At 43.0% G+C, this 21,905-nt stretch carries 22 protein-coding genes and 1 pseudogene; 8 read left to right on the forward strand and 15 right to left on the reverse strand.

Annotation, left to right across the window (positions count from 1 at the left end; translation table 11 throughout):
- Positions 1–217: pseudogene (locus PI95_RS20650) on the reverse strand (hypothetical protein); the annotation flags it as partial.
- A gap of 44 nt (positions 218–261) precedes the next feature.
- On the opposite strand from PI95_RS20650, the gene PI95_RS20655 reads away from it, so the two are divergent.
- From PI95_RS20655 to PI95_RS20675, 5 genes are all read left to right on the forward strand, one after another.
- Positions 262–1,167 carry a S1C family serine protease gene (locus PI95_RS20655; RefSeq protein WP_039737268.1) on the forward strand — a complete coding sequence of 302 codons (906 nt, stop codon included), beginning with the start codon at positions 262–264 and terminating at the stop codon, positions 1,165–1,167.
- 34 nt (positions 1,168–1,201) lie between these two features.
- Positions 1,202–2,026, forward strand: coding sequence for a S1C family serine protease (locus PI95_RS20660; protein ID WP_039737269.1), 825 nt, complete (start codon positions 1,202–1,204; stop codon positions 2,024–2,026).
- The gene (locus PI95_RS20665) at positions 2,023–2,661 is read left to right on the forward strand and encodes a response regulator transcription factor (protein WP_039737270.1); all 639 of its coding nucleotides are present in this window, start codon (positions 2,023–2,025) and stop codon (positions 2,659–2,661) included. Before PI95_RS20660 ends, PI95_RS20665 begins: the two co-directional genes overlap by 4 nt.
- Before the next feature lie 323 nt (positions 2,662–2,984).
- Positions 2,985–3,752, forward strand: a complete 768-nt coding sequence (locus tag PI95_RS20670) for a PEP-CTERM sorting domain-containing protein (protein WP_039737271.1) — start codon at positions 2,985–2,987, stop codon at positions 3,750–3,752.
- A gap of 723 nt (positions 3,753–4,475) precedes the next feature.
- The gene (locus tag PI95_RS20675; RefSeq protein ID WP_039737273.1) at positions 4,476–5,264 is read left to right on the forward strand and encodes a PEP-CTERM sorting domain-containing protein; all 789 of its coding nucleotides are present in this window, start codon (positions 4,476–4,478) and stop codon (positions 5,262–5,264) included.
- A 145-nt stretch (positions 5,265–5,409) separates the two neighbouring features.
- Here the strand turns inward: PI95_RS20675 and fusA are convergent, their stop codons facing one another.
- Positions 5,410–7,425: an elongation factor G gene (gene fusA, locus PI95_RS20680; RefSeq protein WP_039737274.1), complete on the reverse strand. Its 2,016-nt coding sequence runs from the start codon at positions 7,423–7,425 to the stop codon at positions 5,410–5,412.
- A gap of 155 nt (positions 7,426–7,580) precedes the next feature.
- Between fusA and PI95_RS20685 the strand changes: the two genes are divergently transcribed.
- Positions 7,581–8,354 (forward strand): nucleoside phosphorylase, encoded by a 774-nt coding sequence (locus PI95_RS20685; protein ID WP_039737275.1) that lies wholly within the window; start codon positions 7,581–7,583, stop codon positions 8,352–8,354.
- 267 nt (positions 8,355–8,621) lie between these two features.
- Here PI95_RS20685 and PI95_RS20690 read toward each other — a convergent pair whose 3' ends face one another.
- Both PI95_RS20690 and PI95_RS20695 read right to left on the reverse strand, forming a co-directional pair.
- Positions 8,622–9,491, reverse strand: a complete 870-nt coding sequence (locus PI95_RS20690; protein ID WP_039737277.1) for a trypsin-like peptidase domain-containing protein — start codon at positions 9,489–9,491, stop codon at positions 8,622–8,624.
- A 159-nt stretch (positions 9,492–9,650) separates the two neighbouring features.
- On the reverse strand, positions 9,651–10,901 hold the full coding sequence (locus PI95_RS20695; RefSeq protein ID WP_336507408.1) for a M28 family peptidase: 1,251 nt from the start codon (positions 10,899–10,901) through the stop codon (positions 9,651–9,653).
- Positions 10,902–11,183: 282 nt separating this feature from the next.
- Here PI95_RS20695 and PI95_RS20700 point away from each other — a divergent pair, with 282 nt between their 5' ends.
- A complete protein-coding gene (locus PI95_RS20700) occupies positions 11,184–11,381 on the forward strand; it encodes a hypothetical protein (protein WP_039737279.1) in 198 nt (65 codons plus the stop codon).
- 71 nt (positions 11,382–11,452) lie between these two features.
- Here PI95_RS20700 and PI95_RS20705 read toward each other — a convergent pair whose 3' ends face one another.
- Together PI95_RS20705 and rppA are read right to left on the reverse strand one after the other, a co-directional pair.
- Positions 11,453–12,706 carry a sensor histidine kinase gene (locus PI95_RS20705; protein WP_039737280.1) on the reverse strand — a complete coding sequence of 418 codons (1,254 nt, stop codon included), beginning with the start codon at positions 12,704–12,706 and terminating at the stop codon, positions 11,453–11,455.
- A gap of 143 nt (positions 12,707–12,849) precedes the next feature.
- Positions 12,850–13,539, reverse strand: a complete 690-nt coding sequence (gene rppA, locus PI95_RS20710; protein WP_039737281.1) for a two-component system response regulator RppA — start codon at positions 13,537–13,539, stop codon at positions 12,850–12,852.
- Positions 13,540–13,620: 81 nt separating this feature from the next.
- Here rppA and PI95_RS20715 point away from each other — a divergent pair, with 81 nt between their 5' ends.
- Positions 13,621–14,019, forward strand: a complete 399-nt coding sequence (locus PI95_RS20715; protein WP_039738209.1) for a hypothetical protein — start codon at positions 13,621–13,623, stop codon at positions 14,017–14,019.
- A gap of 56 nt (positions 14,020–14,075) precedes the next feature.
- Here PI95_RS20715 and PI95_RS20720 read toward each other — a convergent pair whose 3' ends face one another.
- The 9 genes from PI95_RS20720 to PI95_RS20760 form a co-directional block, all read right to left on the reverse strand.
- Positions 14,076–15,191 carry an XdhC family protein gene (locus PI95_RS20720; RefSeq protein WP_039737282.1) on the reverse strand — a complete coding sequence of 372 codons (1,116 nt, stop codon included), beginning with the start codon at positions 15,189–15,191 and terminating at the stop codon, positions 14,076–14,078.
- Positions 15,192–15,385: 194 nt separating this feature from the next.
- Positions 15,386–15,775: a hypothetical protein gene (locus PI95_RS20725; protein ID WP_336507411.1), complete on the reverse strand. Its 390-nt coding sequence runs from the start codon at positions 15,773–15,775 to the stop codon at positions 15,386–15,388.
- Between the two features lie 240 nt (positions 15,776–16,015).
- The gene (locus PI95_RS20730; RefSeq protein ID WP_039737284.1) at positions 16,016–16,756 is read right to left on the reverse strand and encodes an alpha/beta fold hydrolase; all 741 of its coding nucleotides are present in this window, start codon (positions 16,754–16,756) and stop codon (positions 16,016–16,018) included.
- A 90-nt stretch (positions 16,757–16,846) separates the two neighbouring features.
- On the reverse strand, positions 16,847–18,625 hold the full coding sequence (locus PI95_RS20735) for an ABC transporter substrate-binding protein (protein WP_039737285.1): 1,779 nt from the start codon (positions 18,623–18,625) through the stop codon (positions 16,847–16,849).
- Positions 18,622–19,653 (reverse strand): NAD-dependent epimerase/dehydratase family protein, encoded by a 1,032-nt coding sequence (locus PI95_RS20740; protein WP_039737286.1) that lies wholly within the window; start codon positions 19,651–19,653, stop codon positions 18,622–18,624. Before PI95_RS20740 ends, PI95_RS20735 begins: the two co-directional genes overlap by 4 nt.
- 130 nt (positions 19,654–19,783) lie before the next feature.
- The gene (locus tag PI95_RS20745; RefSeq protein WP_039737287.1) at positions 19,784–20,377 is read right to left on the reverse strand and encodes an ATP-dependent Clp protease proteolytic subunit; all 594 of its coding nucleotides are present in this window, start codon (positions 20,375–20,377) and stop codon (positions 19,784–19,786) included.
- Between the two features lie 27 nt (positions 20,378–20,404).
- The gene (locus PI95_RS20750; protein WP_039737288.1) at positions 20,405–20,743 is read right to left on the reverse strand and encodes a cupin domain-containing protein; all 339 of its coding nucleotides are present in this window, start codon (positions 20,741–20,743) and stop codon (positions 20,405–20,407) included.
- A gap of 70 nt (positions 20,744–20,813) precedes the next feature.
- Complete coding sequence (locus PI95_RS20755; RefSeq protein ID WP_163519052.1) at positions 20,814–21,374, reverse strand: SRPBCC family protein; 561 nt, start codon at positions 21,372–21,374, stop codon at positions 20,814–20,816.
- Complete coding sequence (locus tag PI95_RS20760) at positions 21,371–21,694, reverse strand: ArsR/SmtB family transcription factor (RefSeq protein ID WP_039737291.1); 324 nt, start codon at positions 21,692–21,694, stop codon at positions 21,371–21,373. The genes PI95_RS20755 and PI95_RS20760 overlap by 4 nt, the downstream gene beginning before the upstream one ends.
- Between the last annotated feature and the right edge of the window lie 211 nt (positions 21,695–21,905).

Consider the following 21,905-nt stretch of genomic DNA (forward strand, 5'->3'; position numbering starts at 1 on the left):
CGCCAGATGCTTCAACGCGGGAAACCCGACGGCAGTCGCTCATGGGGGTAACGAACATGACCGCGCTGCCTCCGCAACGCACTGGCTCCCCTTGTCCCCTTGTCCCCTTGTCCCCTTGTCCCCTTGTCCCCTTGTCTCCCTGCCCCCCTGCCCCATTCCCTAGCCATTTTTCTAGGATGCATTCTCCCCATTTTTCCGATGTAACCTGTGAAAGCAAAACGGCAAGATATGAACATCACGAACGTTTAAAGGAGAAACTTTATGTCTTCATTACTGGCTCTGTCCAACAATTTAGCCGATATTGTAGAGCAGGTTGGGAGTGCTGTTGTTGCTGTCAACGCTGGCGGACGCATTTCTCCTAGCGGTATTCACTGGCGAGATGGTATCATCGTTACCTCTGACGAGTCGCTGCAACGCTATGAAGAAATTACTGTCACGACTACAGATAATCGCACAGTTGCAGCTAAAGTCTTAGGTCATGACTCCAGCACCGATGTAGCTGTCTTGCAGCTACAAAACAAAGAAATCCCAGTGGCGAAAATTGGCGACGCTACCACGCTCAAAGTTGGTCATTTAGTACTTGGGTTAGCAAGAAGCAGTGAGGGTGACTTAAAAGCGGCTATGGGTGCAGTGAGTGTTGTTAGTGGTGCTTGGCGAAGCATGAGCGGTGGTAATATTGACTCGTTCATCCGTCCAGACATCACTTTTTATCCTGGCTTTGCAGGTGGACCACTCGTAGATGCTGCTGGTTTCGTGGTAGGAATGAATACTTCCGGGCGACGCGGTACTGCTTTGACTATCCCCGCTTCTACAGTAAATCGTGTGGTTGACCAATTAATTGCCAAAGGACGCATTCCACGGGGCTATTTGGGTTTGGGGATGCAACCTGTACGTTTGCCTGCAAATCTGAAAAGCGCCTTAAATTTAACTTCTGCTGGTGGGGTGATTGTCGTCAATGTTGAGACAAACGGACCTGCTGACAAAGCTGGTGTGTTGCTTGGGGATGTGTTGGTAGCCTTTGATGGTAATTCTGTTAGCGATACCGGTGATGTGCTGGCATTGCTTAATAATAGCGATCGCGTTGGTAAAACGGTTTCTCTGCAAATTCTACGCGGTGGAGTTTTGCTAGAGAAAGCGATCGCGATCGGCGAAAAACCAATTCAGTAACAATTCCCACTTCAAAAATCACAACTTCCCCAATATGACTATCACAGCAATAACTGATGAATTAGCACTCCTAGCTGCTAAACTACGTAATATTACCGTCAAAGTGCGTAGCGGTTCTTTAGGAAGCGGTTCCGGTGTAATCTGGCAAAAAGACGGTTTAATCATCACTAACGCCCATGTCGCTACCAGCAACAAAACAACTGTCGAATTGTCAGATGGACGCACATTTGATGCCGTCCGGACACACTTCGATCCACAGCAAGATTTAGCAGCTTTGAAAATTGCCGCTACTGACTTAAATACCGCAACCATCGGCGATGCAGATGCGCTGCGTGTGGGTGAATTAGTCTTAGCAGTGGGTAATCCATTTGGTGACAGTGGTGCAGTCACAACCGGCATTATCCACACAAACGATCGGCGTTTGGTAATGGCAGATATTCAACTGTATCCTGGCAATTCTGGCGGTCCGCTTGCCGATTGTCTCGGTCGCGTTGTCGGAATTAATACCATGATTGCCAATGGGTTGGCTGTGGCAATATCAAGCTCAACTGTAAAGCGTTTTCTGAATGGAAATCGGCTTCATCTGGGGGTGACTTTACAACCTGTACTGGTAAAACGCAGCTTGGGCTTATTAATTTTGTCAGTGCATTCTCAAAGTGTTGCTGAAGCTGCTGGTTTGCAAGTTGGTGATGTGCTGATTGGGGTGTCGGGGCGATCGCTCTCTCAACCGAATGATTTAAGCAACTATCTCAATCAAAGCGATAGCAAATCACTACCATTACAAGTTCTGCGTGGTGGACAACAATACATTTTTTATGCTGTGTTCCAAGATGGGAAAACTGCTGTGGAGGTGACATGATTCGGGTGATGGTAGTTGCAGCTTCCCCCGTAGTGAGGGCAGGTTTGTCAGCTGTGCTGACAAGCAATCCTCAACTGACGGTAGTAGGTAGTGTATCTGACTTAGATGCACTTTTGGGGGAAGTGCAATTACAACCACAGGTGGTGCTGTTAGATTTGAGCGGTAATTTTCAACAATCAGTATGGGAAAAATTGCTTTCGATGCAAGAAAAGCAATACTCATCACCAATTATGATTATTGCTGACGTTGACAGCATCAACTTAGAAGTAGCGCTGCGTTCTGGTGTACGGGGCATTTTACCAGATACCAGCACCGAGTCAGAGATTATCGCGGCTGTCGAGGCGATCGCTTTTGGTTTAATTGTCTTACACCCGGATGCGGTTGAGTTGCTTCCTCTCAAAGAGTCGATGCGAGAAAAAGTGACGCTTACACCCATGCAAACATTGACACCAAGAGAGATAGAGGTTTTAGAAATGCTTGGTTCTGGGTTAGGAAATAAAGCGATCGCCAAGCGTTTGCATATCTCCGATCACACCGTTAAGTTTCATGTCTCATCCATATTTGGCAAGCTAGGGGTTTCGTCTCGCACTGAGGCTGTAACTGTTGGTGTCCGACTGGGTTTGATTATGCTTTAGTCTCTGGCAGATTTGCCCTTCCTGCCGGGAGTTGCACGCAAACAAATTCCCCTAGCTTCACCACTTCTTAAAAACGACGAAGGACAGACACACAACTTCTTTATCAATAATTCGTTTCTTCACAAATATTAGTTTGTTTACCTTGTTTATCTTTATGTATTTGCAAGTAAAACTACTGTTTTGGATTTTTTAACTGGTTAAAGTAATTACAAAATTTATCCTTGAATGGATAAATCTAAATTCAGTGAATGCATCCTGTTAGTTTGTAGTTAGTAAATCACATAATTGGCTCAAGACACGGAAAACGACAGGAGCCAAACATCATGTTTATCAAAAAATTTGCTTCAATTGCTGCTTTATCTCTAACTGCGATCGCTTCCATCTCTTATGCCGGCTCGGCTCACGCTCTCGGATTTAGCTACAGTGCTGGTGCTTACCGTGATAGTGCAGTTACAACTGAAGGTGCTTTTGCTAAGGATGTAAACGACAAAGATTATACAACATATGATTTCAACGATGGTAAAGTACCTGGCAGCAATAATGTAAAATACTCTTTTTCTAACGGTAGTTACTCTACTACGGCTTATTCTGGGCAAACTGGTATTTACTCAGATATGTGGGCACCTTCTGGTGCCAAGGCAGAAGTAAACACATCAAATTATTTAGCAGTTTTCCAGGGTAACAGTGTCATCATCGAAAACGCGAAAAATCAGGTTTTCAACTACTTTGCTTTTGATGCCGGAGCTTTGAGCGTAGGTAATACTTTACAATTCTTCAAAGGGACAAACCTCGTTAAAGGATTGACTTATGATATGATGAACGCGCTCGCACCTGTTTCAGCCTCGCAGCATGGTGGTCAAATGAATGGTGTCTTCGAGTTTTTCTCCGAAGGTATGAATGATAACTTTGATAAAATTGTGATTTCTCAGACCGCTGGCGGTGGCTTTGAATCTGACAACCACACATTCCGTACTGGTTCAGGCAAGTACTCTGCTAAAGTACCTGAGCCTGGTGTAGCTTTAGGATTGCTAGCTGTTTCTGGTGTCTTCCTTCGCAAGCGCAAAAATCAGAAGTCTCTCAACTTGGGATAAACTCGGTTAATCACAACTTTGTAGAGGTGCGTTTGTCCCCTCTACCGTATTTTTACATACAACAAATAATCAAATAGTAACATCAAAGGCAGACATATGAGTCTGCCTATTTTTATTTGTTGATTACTAATACAACGTGAATTCGACGGATCGTATGTCCATAATGTTCGCCTAATTAGCACAAATCAAACATACCTCTCCCTAGTTTTACGTAGTAAAACCGTCCCTCTCCGAATCGGAGAGGGACAGACTTGAACTTTAGTTCAAGGCAGGGAGAGGTTCGTCGAACTCACGTTAATACAATATGCCATCAGCGGGAAATCATCGAACTGTTATTTACGGCTCGTGTCATTGTAAAAAAGCGATGCCAAGTACGGCAGGTGCGGGAGCGATCGCCTTATTCACCCTCGTTACATTTTTTAGAGACACCCTATACAGAGAAAACATTCTCTCTACTTCATCGCTCCTTAAAAATAACACTCTTTCAAGTACACAACTTCTTTATTAATATCTGTTTCTTCACAAATATTAGTACCTTTAACTTGTTTATCTTCACGACTTTCTAAATATAATTACTACTTTTTGTTGAAATGTTAGTTAAATAAATTACAAATTATGTCTGCTCAAGGAAAAATATTATTTCAGTAAATCCATCCTGTTAATTTGTAACGAATCAGTCACATAATTGGCTCAAGACACGGAAAACGACACGAGCTTACAATCATGTTTATCAGGAAATTTGCTTCAATTGCTGCTTTATCTTTAGGAGCGATCGCTTCCTTCTCCTACGCTGATGCTGCTCACGCTATGACCTTTACCATGAGCACAGGTACTACAGGTCCTAACGGAGAAACCAATCAAGGTGCGTATACCAAAGACAAAAACGCAATCACGATTGACTTCAACGATACCAAGAACGAAAAAGGCAAAACAGTACAAGGTAAAGCACCAACTACTGGATTTGCTCAGTACTCATTTAGTAATGCAAATGGTCAGAAGCAAGTAGGAAGCAACTCTTGGGCACCAACTGGTCCAGATGGTGAGAAAAACACTTCCAAGTATCTGCAAGTTATGGCTGGTAACTCAGTCACAATTACCCTAGAGAGTTTGGCAAAATCTTTCGGTTTAGACTGGGGTGCTGCTCACCCTGGTAATACTCTCTCTTTCTTCAATGGAAGCACCTTAATCAAAACCTTTATAACTGCGGACATAGGTAAGTTTGCTCTCTACTCCAAATTCCATCCCGGACCCAAGGCAGATGGTGCGATAAAATTGGATGACGGAAAGTACTATCAAGGTAATGGTTACGTTGAGTTCTTTGCAGAGAACTCAAATGAATACTTCAACAAAATCGTGATTTCCCAACAAGCAAAATACGGTGGTGGATTTGAAAGCGATAACCACTCCTTCCGCACTGTACCTGAGCCTAGCCTTGCTTTAGGTATGCTGGCTATAGGTGGTGGTATGTTCCTCCGCAAACGCAAAAACCAAAAGTCTCTCAATTTGGGCTAAGTTCCTTTTTTGTCACCACTTTGTTGGGGTGTCTTCACCCCCTTCCCTACCCAGATTATGAAGGTTTGTATTTGCCCAGAAAGATAATAATCAAATGGAAACAAAAAAGGCAGACCATATAAGTCTGCCTTTTTTTATGTGTTGATTATGACTTCACTGCTAAAGCTTGCCGATAGCAAGCAAACTCCATTGAGAAAGTTGCCATACCAGAGGTAAGCGATCGCAAGTCTGTTGAATACCCAAACATCTTGGCTAATGGTACTTCAGCCCGAATCACTGTGTATGAAAGCATTGTTTCGGAACCCAATAGCAAACCCCGACGGGAGGATAAATCCCCCTGAACTCTTCCAAAAAACTCATTCGGAGTTTCCACTTCTACAAGCATAATTGGTTCTAAAATGCAAGGATTTGCTTTGATAAAAGCTTGTTCCAAAGCTTGATGCGCTGCTGACCGAAAAGCAATTTCACTTGAATCGATTGGGTGATATGAACCTCCTTCAAGAACGACTTTTACCCCAGTAACCGGATAGCCTTCTAGCTGTCCCGATTGCATCGCCTCTTGGAAACCTTTCTCACAAGCCAAGATGTACTCTTTGGGAATTGCACCCCCAACTACACGATTCTCAAATACAAACGGTTCGCTTGTCGGTGAAATCCACCCAGTAACGTGGGCAAATTGACCAGAACCACCTGTCTGTTTTTTGAGTCGGTAGTCGAAGGTAGCTTTTTGCAAGATGGTTTCTCGATATGCTACCGCCGGTTTACTGACGTAAACTTCGGCATTATATTCTCGCTGGATGCGCTCAATGTAGATTTCTAGATGGAGTTCGCCCATCCCAGAAATCAGAGTAGCGCTAGATTCGGGGTCGTGAGTAACGCGGAAAGTGGGGTCTTCTTTTTGAAAGCGGTTGAGTGCTTTGGATAAGCGATCGCCCGATTCCTGTTTTTTAGCCATAATCGATAGCGTAATCACTGGTTCCGGCACGAACATTCTTTCTAAAGATAGTAGTTTCCCTGAGCATAAGGTATCTCCGGATGCACAATCTACACTCAACAGAGCAATAATATCCCCTGCCACAGCGACTTGCATCTCTTCTCGCTTGTTGGCGTGCATTCTTACTAGGCGATTGATTTGCACTCGTTTCCCGGTACGCGAGTTGTATACAGTGTCACCCGGTTTCAGCGTTCCAGAGTAGATGCGGATGTATGTCAATTGCCCAAAGGATTCTACAGTTAGTTTGAATGCCAAAGCCACTAATGAATCATCAGGGTTAGGATAGATACTCACCGATTCTGCGGTTTTGACTAATTCCCTATCTATAGGTGATGGTAGATAAAGAGCGATCGCATCTAACAAGTTTTGCACACCCTTATTTTTGAATGCCGAACCCAGCAACACTGGAGTGAGTTCCAAGCTTAAAGTTGCTTTGCGGATAGTTTGCCAAATTAGTTCTTGAGAAACTTCCTCACCTTCTAGCAGCTGTTCGGTCATTGCTTCTGAAAACAGCGATAAAGCATCTAGCAGCTTTTCCCGTGCTTGTTGTGCTTCATCTACAAGCGCTGAGGGAATTGACTTTCTCACCCAATCTTCTCCGTTCTCACCTTGATAATAATGAGCCGTCATTTCCACAAGGTCAATCACCCCTTGAAAGTTATCTTCACTACCAATCGGATACTGTAGTAAGACAGCATTCAATTGCAACTTGTCTCGCATAGCTTGTACTACACGAAATGGGTCAGCACCAAGGCGATCCATCTTGTTGATGAATGCCAAACGCGGCACGCGATATCGCTTCATTTGCCGATCCACGGTGATGGATTGCGACTGCACACCCGCCACCGCACACAGCACCATTACAGAACCATCCAGCACCCGCAGAGAACGTTCTACTTCAATCGTGAAGTCTACGTGTCCTGGTGTGTCGATTAAGTTGATTTGGGTATCATGCCATTGGCAAGTTGTCGCCGCTGAGGTGATGGTGATACCATGTTCTTTTTCTAAGTCCATGAAGTCCATTGTTGCGCCCTTTCCGCCTCCGCGCACTTCCTCAATTGCGTGGATTCTGCCCGTGTAGAAGAGAATTCGCTCTGATAACGTAGTTTTACCAGAATCAATGTGAGCAGATATACCAATATTGCGGACGCGCGATCGGGGAATCATATAGACTTCCTTTTGATGAGTGATATGACAATCAGTCACCGCATGAGGGGTAACTATATCTATAATACTACATTATGTAATATAAAAATCGTAGTGGGCACTAAAGTGCCCAAATGAAGCGATAAATCGCTTACTACGAGCTATATAATTTACCTATGACAAGTAACCGTTTATATCACATTGGCTTTGGGCAAGATGATTTGGGTTCACAGCCTCCCAGTATCGCTTTATTATCTGGCGATCCGGAACGCGCTCGTTTAATTGCTGAAAGTTATTTGCAGGATGTGCGTTTGTTGTCGGAGAATCGCGGACTTAATAGTTATCTAGGATATTTGCCAAATAATCGCCCGATTTTATCTGCTACTAGTGGTATGGGTGCGCCTTCTTTGAGTATTGTGGTGAATGAGTTGGTGCAAGTAGGAATTCGGCAAATTATTCGCATTGGTACTTGCGGTTCAATTCAACCTTATATAACTGTCGGTAGTGTTGTAATTAGCAGTGCGGCGTTATGTCGGCAAGGTGCAGCGAATGATATTGCACCTGTGGAGTATCCCGCAGCAGCCGATCCGTTTCTCACGGTAGCGTTGGTTAATGCTGCACGCAAGTTAGAGATTTCGCATTACGTGGGGATTACGGCATCGGTGGATACTTTCTATGAAGGACAAGAACGCACTGATTCGGCGAATCCTTATTTAATGCGATCGCTTGATGGCATCACTGAAGAATATCGCCGTTTAAATGTCTTGAATTATGAAATGGAATGTGGTACGCTGTTCAAGATTGCGGGAGTATATCAATTTGCAGCTGCTGCTGTTTGTGGTGTAGTTGCCCAGCGTACCAAGAGTGAAAATGTGATTTTAGAACAGAAAGATACTGCCGTTAAGAATGCGATCGCTGTGGCAGTACATGCGGCAGAAACTTTTGTTTAGTAGGAATGAGCGCAAAATCATGAAAAAACGAACCGCCCTTCTCCCAAAGGGAGACGCTGCGCGAACGGGTTCGCCAGTCCCCCATCGTGACGGAAAACGGAGCCACTGCGGTGGACGGGTCTCCCGGCATAAAGCAAGTGGCGTCCAAGACGGGGGCTGGACTCACCAAGGGCACCAAGGACGCCAAGGAGTAAGAGTTTAAGAGAGTTTTTGCGTTCATTCCTGTTTAGGAAAATGCATCAGCCAGAAAATCAGGAAATTAGATAATTATTGAATAGGTGTTCTGGCAATCAATTGGTTGGCTATCTGTTGCGCTTGATTGATGGGAATAGCAAATCCTAATCCTTGAGCGCCTTGAATTATAGCAGTATTGATGCCGATGACTTGTCCTTGTTGGTTTAAGAGTGGTCCGCCGGAATTACCTGGGTTAATGGCAGCATCGGTCTGAATAAAGTTAACTCGCCTACCTGCTGCGGAAATTATACCACCGGAGCGACCTGTGCCGCTAATAATGCCGACTGTAACGGTGTTGTCTAAACCTAAGGGATTACCGATCGCGATCGCCCATTCTCCTGGTTTTAACTGATCGGAATTACCGATGCTGATAGCGGGTAAATTGTTAGCTTGGATTTTAACTACTGCGACGTCGGTTTGTCTATCTTGCCCCAAGACTCGACCGGTAAAGTTACGACCATCTTTTAAGGTAACTCTTACTGTGTCGGCTCCACCTAGAACGTGAGCGTTTGTCAGAATTAAACCGTTGGATCTAATGATGAAGCCGGAACCTGTTCCGCGTACCCGCCTTCCATAATTTGAATATCGACTTGCGATCGTTCTTGTTGAGTCTATCCGCACTACTGCTGAACCAGTTTTTTCGACAGCAGCGGCTATAAAGTTAGTATCTGTGTTGCTGATTGATGGCAATTGAGCGTAGACGCGGAGCGGTGAGGGGGTCGCAGTCTTGGCGGTTCCCGTCGATTGCGAACCCCCGAACCCGAAGGGCTTGTCGTCAGACATCGGCTGTTGAGATGGTACGGCGTTTGTGGGTACAATTTGTGCTGCGAATACTGCGGCTACTGCACCAAGAGAAACTAAAGACAAATTGCTGAGAGATTTTTTCAAAGATAAAGCAGACATTGCATTCCTAGTTTGAAGATGAATTTCAACACCAATAAAACTTACGCAAAAATTCTCTTAAACCCTTCTTTCTCTGTGAACTCTGCGTTCTCTGCGGTTCGTTGTTTTATAATTTTGCGCTCATTCCTGAAGACCTGCGTTTTTTTCCTCACTCACGAATCAGTTAGTTTTGAGCAATCGCTTGAGGATATCTAATCCTACTTGAGTGGTTTGATCGAGCAGTTTTGGATCTATTGTTTTATCGTTGGGTGTGTGGTAGTTTGGCTCTGAACCTCGATAGAAAAAGAGGACGGGTACATTTTTATCGGCAAAGGATGCATGATCGCTGCCTCTGATGGAGCCAAATGTTTTAATTTGGGGAAGGGAGGCTTGAGCTAATGCAGTTAATGATGATGTACCGCCAATACCAAGTTGGTTATTAACACCTACCATGTCGAAGTTCATCATGCCTTTTAAGTTTGAGAGAAATTGTGGTTGAGCGGCATTGACAAAAGCCCGCGAACCGTGTAAACCGTCTTCTTCACCATCGAAGGCAATGAACCAAATTTGACGCGCTTGAGGTGTGTTAGATAAATTACGAGCGATCGCCAACACAACCGCTGTCCCGGAAGCGTTATCATTTGCTCCTGGTGAACCTGCTACTGAGTCATAATGTCCGCCCAGTATCGCTTTCGGCTGAGTCACACCTGGTAGATGAGCGATGACGTTGCGTCCGGTAACAATTTGTCGTTTGGCATTGACATTTAGATTAACTTGTGTATTTGGGGTTCGGGCAATTAAGGGATTACCTTTTTCCGCTGAAAGCCCTAATACAGGAAGTTTTGCTTCACCACCGAGCGAACCACCATATAAATCACCCGGTTGATTGTTGACAATTATCAAACCAACTGCTCCGGCTGCGGCAGCATTTTCAGCTTTTTGAGAAAAGCGAATTTCACCGCGTTTGAGGATAGCGATCGCACCTTTAACATTGACTGCGGCAAAATCGGCGCTTCGTCCAACATTGGGAACTGCAACCAACGGTGCATTTAACTTGCCAGGAATTGAACCATTCAGCGCTTGCCCTTCAATTGTGACATTATCGACAATCAGGTTTGAACCTAAATCTACAAACTTTTGATATGTAAAAGTCTGAACTTCGGTGATGTAGCCGGCTTTGCGGTATTGATCGATTAGGTAGCTGCTAGCTTTCTCCATAACTGGTGTACCAGCAACTCGCGGTCCCAAATTGACCAAATTTTGCACATCTGCATAAGTGGAATTAGATTTAGCCTCAGAGGAAGTTGGAGCTTGAACAACTCCCTCAACGCGATTTGGTTGCATACAGGCTGTAGGCAGAGAAACCAAGACAGCCATTACCCCAGCCTGTAACCAAGAATTTGCTTGGTTTTTCTTCAATTGAGCAATCACTTTTTATACTTCAAGTTTGACGGGAGCGCTTTCTAAATTTTATTTGCCGCTTTTTGTTCTCACGGCTGCTATGTTGTATATTTTTTTTGTCAGCCTCGGCAGCGAGGAAAGTTGCTATAGTAGCCGCAGTCACCGCAGCGTGTACAAACCCATTTTTGAGCATTGCTGTTAGGAAGTTGCTAAGTTTTTACCCAATCAACCTAAGCTTTGTCTATATTGAGAAAATCACAGACTTCTCAGGTGTTCTTATTTCTTAGTGTGATGGCTAACTATGACAGAATAATGTCAAGGAATTGGGAATTGGGCATAGGTTTGGCTGTGCGTTGCGGTGAGACCAGCGCTGCGCTCCTGGTTTCCAAGAGTGCCGGCTCTGGCGAACCCGTTCGCGGAGCGTCTTTGAAGGAGAAGGGAGGTCACGAACGCTATCTGCACCTGCCGTCATTGGGCATTGGGAATTGGGCATTGGGCATTAAGCATTGAGTAAAACGTTATTTACATCCGGTAAGTATTTATGCATGATTGTGTGAGAGACTCTTTCCATGCCCATTGCCCTATGCCCGATGCCCTATGCCCCATTCCCCATTTGGTAATTCTATTTGAAATGTGGAACCTTGTCCAAACAAACTTTTTGCGGTGATTTGCCCTTTGTGCGCTTGTATAATTTGTTGAGCGATCGCTAATCCTAATCCAAAGCCACCAGTTTGACGCGCTCGTGCGGTATCCACACGGTAAAATCTTTCAAAGATATGCGGTAAATCTTCCTCCGGGATGCCGATTCCGCTGTCTTCTACTTGAATGATGGCTCGATGCGATTGTGTAAATAGCCGTATTTGAATACTACCAGATAAGGTATACTTAAAAGCGTTGGTGAGTAGATTGACGATCGCCTGTTTCAACAAGTCTGCATCAGCTTTCACGTTCACGGGTAATTCTGGTAGTTGAGCAGAGAAAGTCAGGTTTTGTGCAATTGCTTGTTCTTGGTAGTTATCTAAGAGCGATCGCACTAATTCAACCAAATCAATATTTTTTAACTTTGCAGCGTCTAGCGCTCCGTTATGACGAGAGAGAAACAGCAAATTACCAATCAGCACACTCATCGATTTGGCAATTTCCACAATATTTTCTAAGCGAAAACGCTGCTCCGCTTCATCAAATGGTGGCATTAATGCTACTTGAGCATTACTTAAAACCGCTGCCACAGGAGCGCGTAATTCATGGGATGCATCAGCCGTAAAACGTTGCAATTGCTCGTAAGCTCGACGGGTCGGTTGCATGGCAAGTCCCCCCAGAAACCAGCCTGTAATGCCAATTACACTTAAAGTTACTGGCACTCCCAGTGTCAAAAATAACCGCCATCGATTCAAACTCTTTTGCACAGAAGATACAGAAGTGGCAGTTTGCAAATAGCCAATTATCGCTTTATCTTGTATAACTGGCAACGTTAATTGCCGGAGCGATTCTTTTTTTGCAGTTGTTTGGATAGTTTGATAACCAGGAGCAACAGTTAATATTTTGTCGGCATTAGCATCAGTAAATTCTACTAATTGTTTGTTGGCATTGTACCACCGGATATATACAAGTTCGCTGTTGAGTGGCGATAGTTGATTGCTTAAAACAGAAATATACTTTTGTTTAACTTGTGCATTCTGTGCGATCGCTTTACTTTTGGCAAACAGCGCATCATCAAAAGCCTGAAGTTGCTCTTTAGCTGCTAGATAATAACCTACTCCAGCAAAAACGATGAGGATACTCCCCATTGAGAATGCGAACAAATTAGCCAGGTTACGACGACTGCGATTAAACATGGTCAAGAGTCAAGGGTCAAAAGTCAACAGTCAAAAGTTAAGAGTCAACAGTCAAGAGTCAACAGTCAAGAGTCAACGATCAATAGTTAAGAATTTTGGACTTTAGACTTTGGATTCTTGACTCTGGACTTTGGACTCCAAATTTATGACGCATCAGTTTTTTCCGGAACGTTCAAGCGGTATCCCATACCGTAAACTGTTTCTAACCAATCTTTTGCCCCAACTGTCTGCAAACGCTGTCGCAGTCTGCGTACTAATGTTGTTACAGCGTTGCTTTCAGGTTCTGTTCCCCATCCCCACAGTGATTGTTCAATTTGAGTGTGAGATAAAACTTGACGTGGGTGACGCATCATGTATTCCATAAGTTGAAATTCTCGACCAGAAAGTTGAGCAGTTACTTGATGGCGTTGTATAGTTAGGTTGGTTAGGTCAAGATGTAAAGACGCCAAACTAAGTGTATCTCCAATCCATTGTGGCGATCGCCTGCCTAATGCTCGCACTCTTGCTAAAAGTTCAATAATATCAATCGGTTTCACTAAATAATCGTCTGCACCAGCATCCAAACCAATAACTTTATCTGAAGTGGTATCTTTAGCAGTCAACATCAAAACTGGGGCAGTTTTTCCCATTCGTCGATATTCTTGACAAAGCTTAATTCCGCTGACTTGAGGCAGCATCCAATCTAAAATTAACAAATCATAATCTTTTTGAGATATCAACCACTGAGCGGTTTCTCCATCTTCAATTGCATCAACAATGTGTCCTGCTTTAATCAGCGCAGCACGCAATGGTTCTAATTGAGCTGGATCGTCTTCTACCAGTAAAATTAACATATTAAATACATGTATTATATTTTTCTTCCCCCCTTTTGTACAGACGCGATGTTCCTAGCGTCTCTACTCCCCACTTTCTTTATGCTACAAGCTAGATGGTTTCAAATATTGCGTGCTTTAGGATTGGAGTTTTGGCTTCTTTTACCTTTGTTGGGACTTGCTTTTTGGGCAGCAAGTGGATTTGTTACGGATAAATTGTTGAATCGTTCTTTGAGTACGGATAAATATTTGCGGGCTGATATTCAATTAGCAAAAAAAGCTCCGAAAACTACATTATCAATTAAGGCAGAAATTAACAAGCTTAAAGGTTTTTCTACGGTGACAGTTAAAACGGCAAACTCAAATTTAAAAGAGTTAAAATTTGAGTTTGCATTTACAGAGTTAAGTCAGGTAGAAATGGCAATCAGTCAAGAGTTAGGATTGTCTGGTGAGGATGTGAGAAGGTTGGTACGCTACGAAATTATTGAGAAAAAGATGTAGTAAGCACTTCAGTGCTTAAGATATATAAGCACTTCAGTGCTTACTACGAAAAAAATTCAATGAATTGGTTGATTGCGGTTTCTTAAAAAGCCTCCACTACGTTTTGCTAAAACTGTTTGAATTTCGGCGATGATTGATAAAGCTATTTCTTCGGGGGTATCTGCTCCTGTATCGATGCCAATTGGCGCGTATAATCTTTGTAGTTGGTCTTGGCTATAAGTTATTTTTTCGGCTGATAAATCTTGAAGTAGTTTTTCTGTGCGCTGTTTGGGTCCTAAAATACCGATATAACGTGCGGGTGATGGTAAAAGCGTTTTCAGAATTTCTAAATCGTCGAGATAATTGTGTGTCATGACTACAGCGATCGCGTTTTCATCTATAGCTATTTCTTTGTGGACTATTTCCCGACGGGTGAGAATCACTTTGTCTGCGATCGCTAATCGTTCTGTTGTTGCTGAATGCGATCGGCAATCAACTACTGTAACATCCCACCCCAATGCTTTGGCAAAGTTAACTACAGGCACAGCGTCACGTCCTGCACCATATATAATTAGTGGTGTTGCTGGTTGGATGACTTCGATTAACACTTCTATGCTGCCTGATAATTGGTACTTCTGGACTGTTGAAAGTTGATTGTCCAAAGCAGCTTGAGCGTCTTTAATAAGAAGTTTTGTTAAGTTTGCTTGTTCAATATCAGTTATTACACTACTATCATAATTAAGAATTAGGCGCGAGCCGACTTTGACATTCAGCGCATCCTCTACACTGAAGACGGTAGCGATAACGCCGCGCTGTTGATTATTTAAGCACTGAGCAATAAATGCGATCGCATTAACTTTCCTTTCCACGTCCAAGCGTTCGATAAGTACTTGCACAACGCCGTTGCAGCCCAGCCCAAATCCCCAGACGATATCTTCATCAGCAGTGTTATCGTAAGTGACTACAATCGGTTCACCTAAATTCATAGAAAGGCGAGTATGTTGAAAGACATCATTTTCTAGACAACCACCGCTAATTGCGCCAATTATTTTTCCGGTATTTGTCATCAACATTTTCGCACCCGGACGGCGATACGTTGAACCAAAGGTGTTGACTACAGTCGCCAAGTATGAAGTTTCACCGCTTTTTTGGCTGTCGTCGAAGGCTTTGAGAATTGCTTGTAACTCGTTCATACTGAGTTTTGCTCAAATATGTAATTTGTTTGTAGGGTTGTTGGCTATTAACGAAGCTTTAATACTCATTAATAACGAATTGTACTCATACTTTATAATGGAACCAGTTGTAACGTAAAAGTGCGATTGAAAAACGTATAAATAAGAGTTTGAGAGACTTTTTGCGTAAGTTTTAACAAATAAGCATTAAACAGTCAATTATTCACCTTAGCAGAATTATCTGCCGGATAAGTCAGACTCCAGTTATATTTATCATGAAGTTGGAAATACTTTCCTTGAAAAATTAATCGCAAAGCCAGCCGAGTTCTAATGTAATCTCTAATTAGATGCGTTCCCGGTTCTGCAAGGATGTCATCATAGTATTGACTATTGCCAAAAGGCTTTTCGCAGAAACTGCCAACATGTTTAACCGTTAAAATAAAGAATGGCGATTCCTTGTATTTATCTGGAACCATAAATATGGCGTATACGTGGTGTTCGCCAAGCCACGGTTCAACAATGACTTTGCTAGCATATACTTGGAATTTTTGCCTTTTTGATGTCAGAAAAGGTTCTGCATTACAAGCAGTATCATTTAGAGGCATCCACAGTGTAATAAACGAGAGCGAAAGTAGAAAAATTATAATATAAGTAACGAGGCGACGCATAAACAGCAAGAGAAAGTATTTGTGTTCACATTCAAAATAAAAGTTAGCGATCGCCTATATTCAACTTATATCATGGGAGCGCAAATCACACATATTGTAGAGACATTCCTCAGGAACGTCTCTAATAACGTTTTACTTCTCGGTGTTTTTATTACTCAATTACAAAAATCCTCTTTTCTATCCACACAATACCGAAGCAAGGTGGACAGGACGAGATAAATAAGGGCAATGTCCCCCAGGTAATTCTATCGCATCAACTCCCAAGCGCTTGCGTGCAGCATAACGCGACCATGCAGGGGAAATTGTCCGGTCATCGGTGCATACAATATACGCGCACTCCACATCAGGGAAAGCTTGTAGAGGATTGACCTCAAAAGCATGTGCCATTGATTTGTGCTGACGCATTTTCGAGACTGCCCAACGTGCTACCTCTGGTTGACAATCAGGAAAGAGGACTTCTATTGCTACTGCTTCGCTTTCTAAAGGATTTTTCCCAATCCAAGCTGGAACGAACATATCAGGTTCATCACGGAACTTTTCTAATTTACTCTCTTCTGGCTGATTGTAGCCTGCTGCCTTCAGCATATCAGGTACGTCTTCATAAAACTGGTCGAGCGTACTAGTACCTGGGTATGGAATCAGGGCAGCGAGAAACACAAGCTTACGCACAGGACGCTGAAGAGCGACAATGGGGATAACAGTACCAGCCATTGAATGACCAACTAAGATGATATCGTCTTCGTCTTTGGGAAGCGATCGCAGCACTGCATCAGCAAAGTCAGACAAACCAGCAGATGGATCTTCAATTGGCAAATCCATCGCGACTGCTTTGTGTCCCCGCGCTTCCAGTTCGGGAATTAGCATATCCCAACACCACGCACCTTGACAAGCGCCGTGAACTAAACAAAAAATACTCATAATGATTTTGGATTTTGGAGCTACTAGTATGGACGCGTTTCCCGACTTGTGCGATGTGGCATGATTTTGGAGCCACTCGCGTTATGAAAATTATTGTGTAACTTTAATTTCATAAATGTTCCAAAATTTGTGAGCAAGGGGAACGTATTTAGCGGAGTATTTGATGGGTTGAAAGCGATCGCGCACTGCTAACATTTCCAAGCGGTTAATCAAGTAAATACACGGTAAATATTCCTGAGCTAGCTGTTGAGTTTTAGCATAGATTGCTTTCCGCTTTGTATCATCAAATTCTAAGGCAGCTTGACGGTAGAGCCTGCCAATTTCTGCTTGCCAATCAGCCACCTGCCAACCTTGTACTAACTTTGGTCTGGCTTGAGGTTTAAAATTAAATAGACTGCTTTCGGGAGTCCACAAAGCTGCTAAATCGTTCGGTTCTAAACTGCTGAGTAAAGCTCCCAAAGAAGTTTCCCAATCTTGGGAGTTAAGAAGCTTGTCAGCTAAAGTATTATTTGCCATTGTGACAAAATCAACTTGAATACCGATTTTACGCAAGTCTTGTTTAATTTGCGCTCCCATTGACTCTAATGTTTTATTTTCCGCACTGGTGATTAACGTGAAGCGAACGTGGTTGCCCTTAGCATCAAGTAGCTGATTTTTATCGTTGTACTTAAATCCAGCTTTTAGCAGCAATTCCTTCGCTTTTTGTGGATTGTAATCGTAGACTTTTAACCCTTTGCTAGGTGAAAGATAATAGGAACTTTGCCTGAGAATTGGAGAATATTCTAGTTTGCCCAAACCCTGAAACGTGTTATTAAGCATTGTTTGACGATCAATAGCATAAGCTACAGCCTGTCGAAATTCCACGGTATTAAACCAACGTGACTTGATAGGATCGACCAGGGGTTTTCCGTCTCTTATCGCTTTGTTTAAATTAAAGGCAAAAAACTCTGGTCGAAAACTAGGCTCACTATAGATTTTGTAATTTCCTTGCTTTTCTTGTTGCTTCAGTAAAGAAAAGTATTGTGGTTCTACCTCTACAACATCCAACCCGCCAGAACGAAATTGCAGCAAGGAAGTATCGGTCGATCCGACAATTTGCCAAACAATACGTTCAATATAAGGCTGCTCATTGCCTTGTGCATCTTTGCGCCAGTAGTGGGGGTTGCGCCGAAATACCAAACGCTGCCCAATATCGTAACGCTCTAGTATATAAGGACCGTTGACAATCAGTTGAGTAGGAGAAGTATCGGTGCCCCACTTTGTCAGAAACATCGGCTTGCCCTGTTTGTCTTTAGTTTTCACTGATGCTTCTAAAGCATGGGCTGGCAAAACTTCAGCAGTTGTCAAACCCAAAAAAGGGACATAGGGTTCCGGTAAAATAAACTCAACTTGATGCTCATCTAATTTTCGGACCTTGGGCAATTCCCCACGTATCCCAATCTGAAAAACTGTAGCAATTAGGGAAATCTCGTTGTTAAAGTAAACATTGTTGTAGGTAAACACCACATCATCAGCTGTTAAAGGCTTGCCATCAGACCATTTCAAGCCAGAACGCAAGTAAAAAACAATCCGTAATTTGTCATCAGAAATTTTCCAGGATTCTGCTAGGGCTGGTTCGATACCAGTTACTGGATTTTCTCTGACTAACCCTTCATAAGTCAATCCAAAAATATTAACTCCAGTTTGATTAAGGGCAGCATTAAAAGTTTGGGGTTCACCAACTATACTAGTTATTAATTGATTGGTTGGAGTGGATGGTCTTTGCAAGTGAATTTGGTTGCAGGCGAAAACTATAAGTGCTGTTGTCACTAGAATTACTAGTAACCAAAAACGCCAAATTGCCGCAAAGATTGTAGAGAAAAGACTCATAGTAGCTTTGCCAAAATTGCATCTTCAGTCGCATAGTCTAGCAACCAAGGTGCGGCAAATTTGTCGGGTTCTTGGGGTGGATGACTGCGCTGCCAATCAATGGTTCGCTGTAGCGCTTCTTCTGGGGATATAATTTCGCTGTATCCCAACTCTTGGCGGATGCGTGTTGAGTCTATAAACCAGTCTTGCTTTGTGTTGACTGGCAATTTCCACTCTGGTGGTAATTTTTCTGGCGGTACAGTAACGACTTTGCCCTCCCATCTTACTACTTCGCCAACTTTGGTAATGCGTTCTGCTTCGGAAAGGACTTGTGTATCAGCAACGTGATATATGCGATCGCTTGCTCGTTCATTGGTGACTGCTAAGGCGATCGCATACCCCACATTCTCCACATATCCATAAGAACCACGCCACCCAGCAAGACTCTCCTCCAAGACAATCCCCTGGCGATTCTCATCCATCCGTTGCAAGTAGGGAAACAAACGATTTAGCGGGTCATTTTCACCATAGACCATTGGCAATCGTACAATTGTCCCAGGTAAATCGGGGTCTGACATCACCACTTTTTCCACCAGAATTTTTTCGTAATCATCATCTATGCCCTCAAGAGGCTTTTCAGATTTATTTCTATAAGGATAAAGTGAGGAGCGCAGAGGCGAATCTTCAGTAATTGGGAGGGGAATAACATCAGATTCTCTGCCTAAAATTACCCCATAGGCACGATACACATCCATGCTGCTGATAGCGACGATACGCTGAGTAATACCCTTAAACGTTTTCATCAGCATCAGCGCATCATTTTCAGTATAGGGAAACATATCCAACACTACTTGCGGCGAAATCTCTGCAAACTTGCTTTTGAAGTCAGTAATGTGAGTGCGATCGCCTAAAATTTCCTGCACATTTAGAGGTAATTCAACTGTAGTTTTTCCTCGATGAAATACAGTCACTTCATGACCCATTTTACTGAGTTGACGCACTACAGAAGGACCAATAAATTTAGTGCCACCAATCACTAATATTTTCATTTCTTACATCCTTTTTAGTAACCGCTACCCTGCGGGAAAGCTTCTCTTCTCCTTCGCTTCTCTGCGGGAGGCTCCGCCAACGCCAAGGGCGAACGAGACCAAGGCGAACGCTAACAGCGCTCATAACTACCTAAGTTTTATTAATAATCCTGTCAATTAAACCGTAACTTTTTGCTTCTTCCGCACTCATAAAAAAGTCACGTTCCGAATCACTATCAATTCGTTCTTTCGATTGACCAGTATTTGCCGCCAGTATCCGATTAATTGATTCTCTCAGATACACAATTTCTTTTGCTGCCGCCTCAATATCAGTCGCTTTTCCTTCACTGCTTCCTGATAATTGACGAATCGTAATTCTCGCATTTGGCAAAGCTAATCTTTTGCCCTTTGTTCCTGACGAAAGCAAGAATGCTCCCATTGCAGAAGCATTACCAATACAAACCGTACATACATCTGTACGAATTTGGCTCATCGTATCATAAACAGCCATTGCCGCCGTTATTGAACCTCCAGAACTGTTGATATATAAAGTGATATCTTTCTCTGGATCTTCATGGTCTAAAAACAACATTTGTGCGACTATTAGGTTAGCTGTTTCCTCTATAAGTTCGCCTTTAACAAAGATAATTCGCTCTGCCAGCAAACGCGAATAAATATCAAATCTGCTTTCTTTATCTTTTGTCGAAATTACAGTTGCTAAACCAATTTGATAAGGAAGATTCATGTTTACTAACTCCAAAAAATAGAAAATTTACAACTTCTCAAAAACTCCCATTTCACCAAGACGAATTGTGATGATTTCTACATCTGTAATTGCTCTGTGGGGACCATTCTTAGCATTAGCAGGTGTAAACCAGAATGTTCCTGTTTTACATTCACGTCCATCCGTCTCGATGGTTCCTTGAAGCACATAGACATATTCATCGCAGGGATGCTGGTGAACTGGAATGATAGTACCCGCACTCATGCGAAGCCGATGAATAGAACCTTGCGGAACTGGTTCAGCTAGTGGCAGAATTTGTGTCCCTGGAAATTGCTGCATATCAAGCCAATGTAAAGTTTCAGTGTCAAGAAAACTCTGTTGAGTCATGTTTAATTTTTTGATTTATTCAAAGTTGGTGGTAAGGGTTTAATGTGTGTTTTAAGCACTGAAGTGCTTACTACGATTTTTTTAATATTTCTGGTAGGATTTCGTTGAGTTTGTAATTCCAACCATTGTTAAAAAAGGAATTGAGAATTATGCTATTTAATACCTCATATCTCCCAACAGGTATTGACTGAGATAAGTGAGTGCGAACGCTAGGCGCTAATAGTGTCTGAGTTACAGTATTTGACTCGTACATAAATTGATGCCAAGTTTCCGCAGAATGCTGTGGCTGATCTAATTTGATAGCTTCATGCTGCAATACTTGATGTTTGAGTTGCAGTCGAGTTCCACCATCAACAGGTGTTAGCGTCCAAGTAACAATTGATGGCTGATGCATTAATTTGTCTTGCCAAGTATAAGAAAGTCGTTTTGGTTCATCAAGTTCAATTACTTCGCAATCAATGCTTCCGTCTATTCCTGGTAGTGTCGAATGCTGAAATTTAAATTTGTGTCCGATACGTGGCTGAAAGTCGTTTTCCATCAGCCATGCTGCTAGCGCTTGACTGTTAGTAATTACTTGCCAAACTCGTTGCGGGGGATAAGCGTAGAAAACTTCCATATTCAATCCAATCATGATTCCTCCTCCAGATAGGTGCCAAGGGCATTGAGTTTTTCCTGCCAAAATTGCTCGTAATGGGCAATCCAATCAGATACCTGTTTTAAAGGTTCCGGATTGAGTCGATACAAACGCTGTCGTCCTGCTTTCCGCATTTGGACTAAGCCAGCTTCACAAAGTATCTGCAAGTGCTGAGATATGGCTGGTAAACTCATGGCAAATGGTTCAGCCAACTGTTTGACAGGTTGCTCACCGCTACGCAATTGATCTAATAACGCTCGTCGTGTCGGATCGGCGATCGCCATAAATATATCCGCACTGGCAGCATGTCTACTCATACCGATTTGGAATTACCGTGTACCAAGCTTCCAGGTGTTTTCTTCCTTATTTAAGTATTCGCTTAAATATATATTAATTAAGCATTCGCTTAAATGTCAATCGCGCTAGGGAAAAATTTAACGTTTTCACAAGAGACGTGCCGGCGGTTCGTAGAGACGTTCCGCCGGTTCGTAGAGACGTTCCGCCGGTTCGTAGAGACGTTCCGCCGGT

The sequence above is a fragment of the Hassallia byssoidea VB512170 genome (assembly GCF_000817785.2).
Classification (GTDB): Bacteria; Cyanobacteriota; Cyanobacteriia; order Cyanobacteriales; family Nostocaceae; genus Hassallia; species Hassallia carrinoi.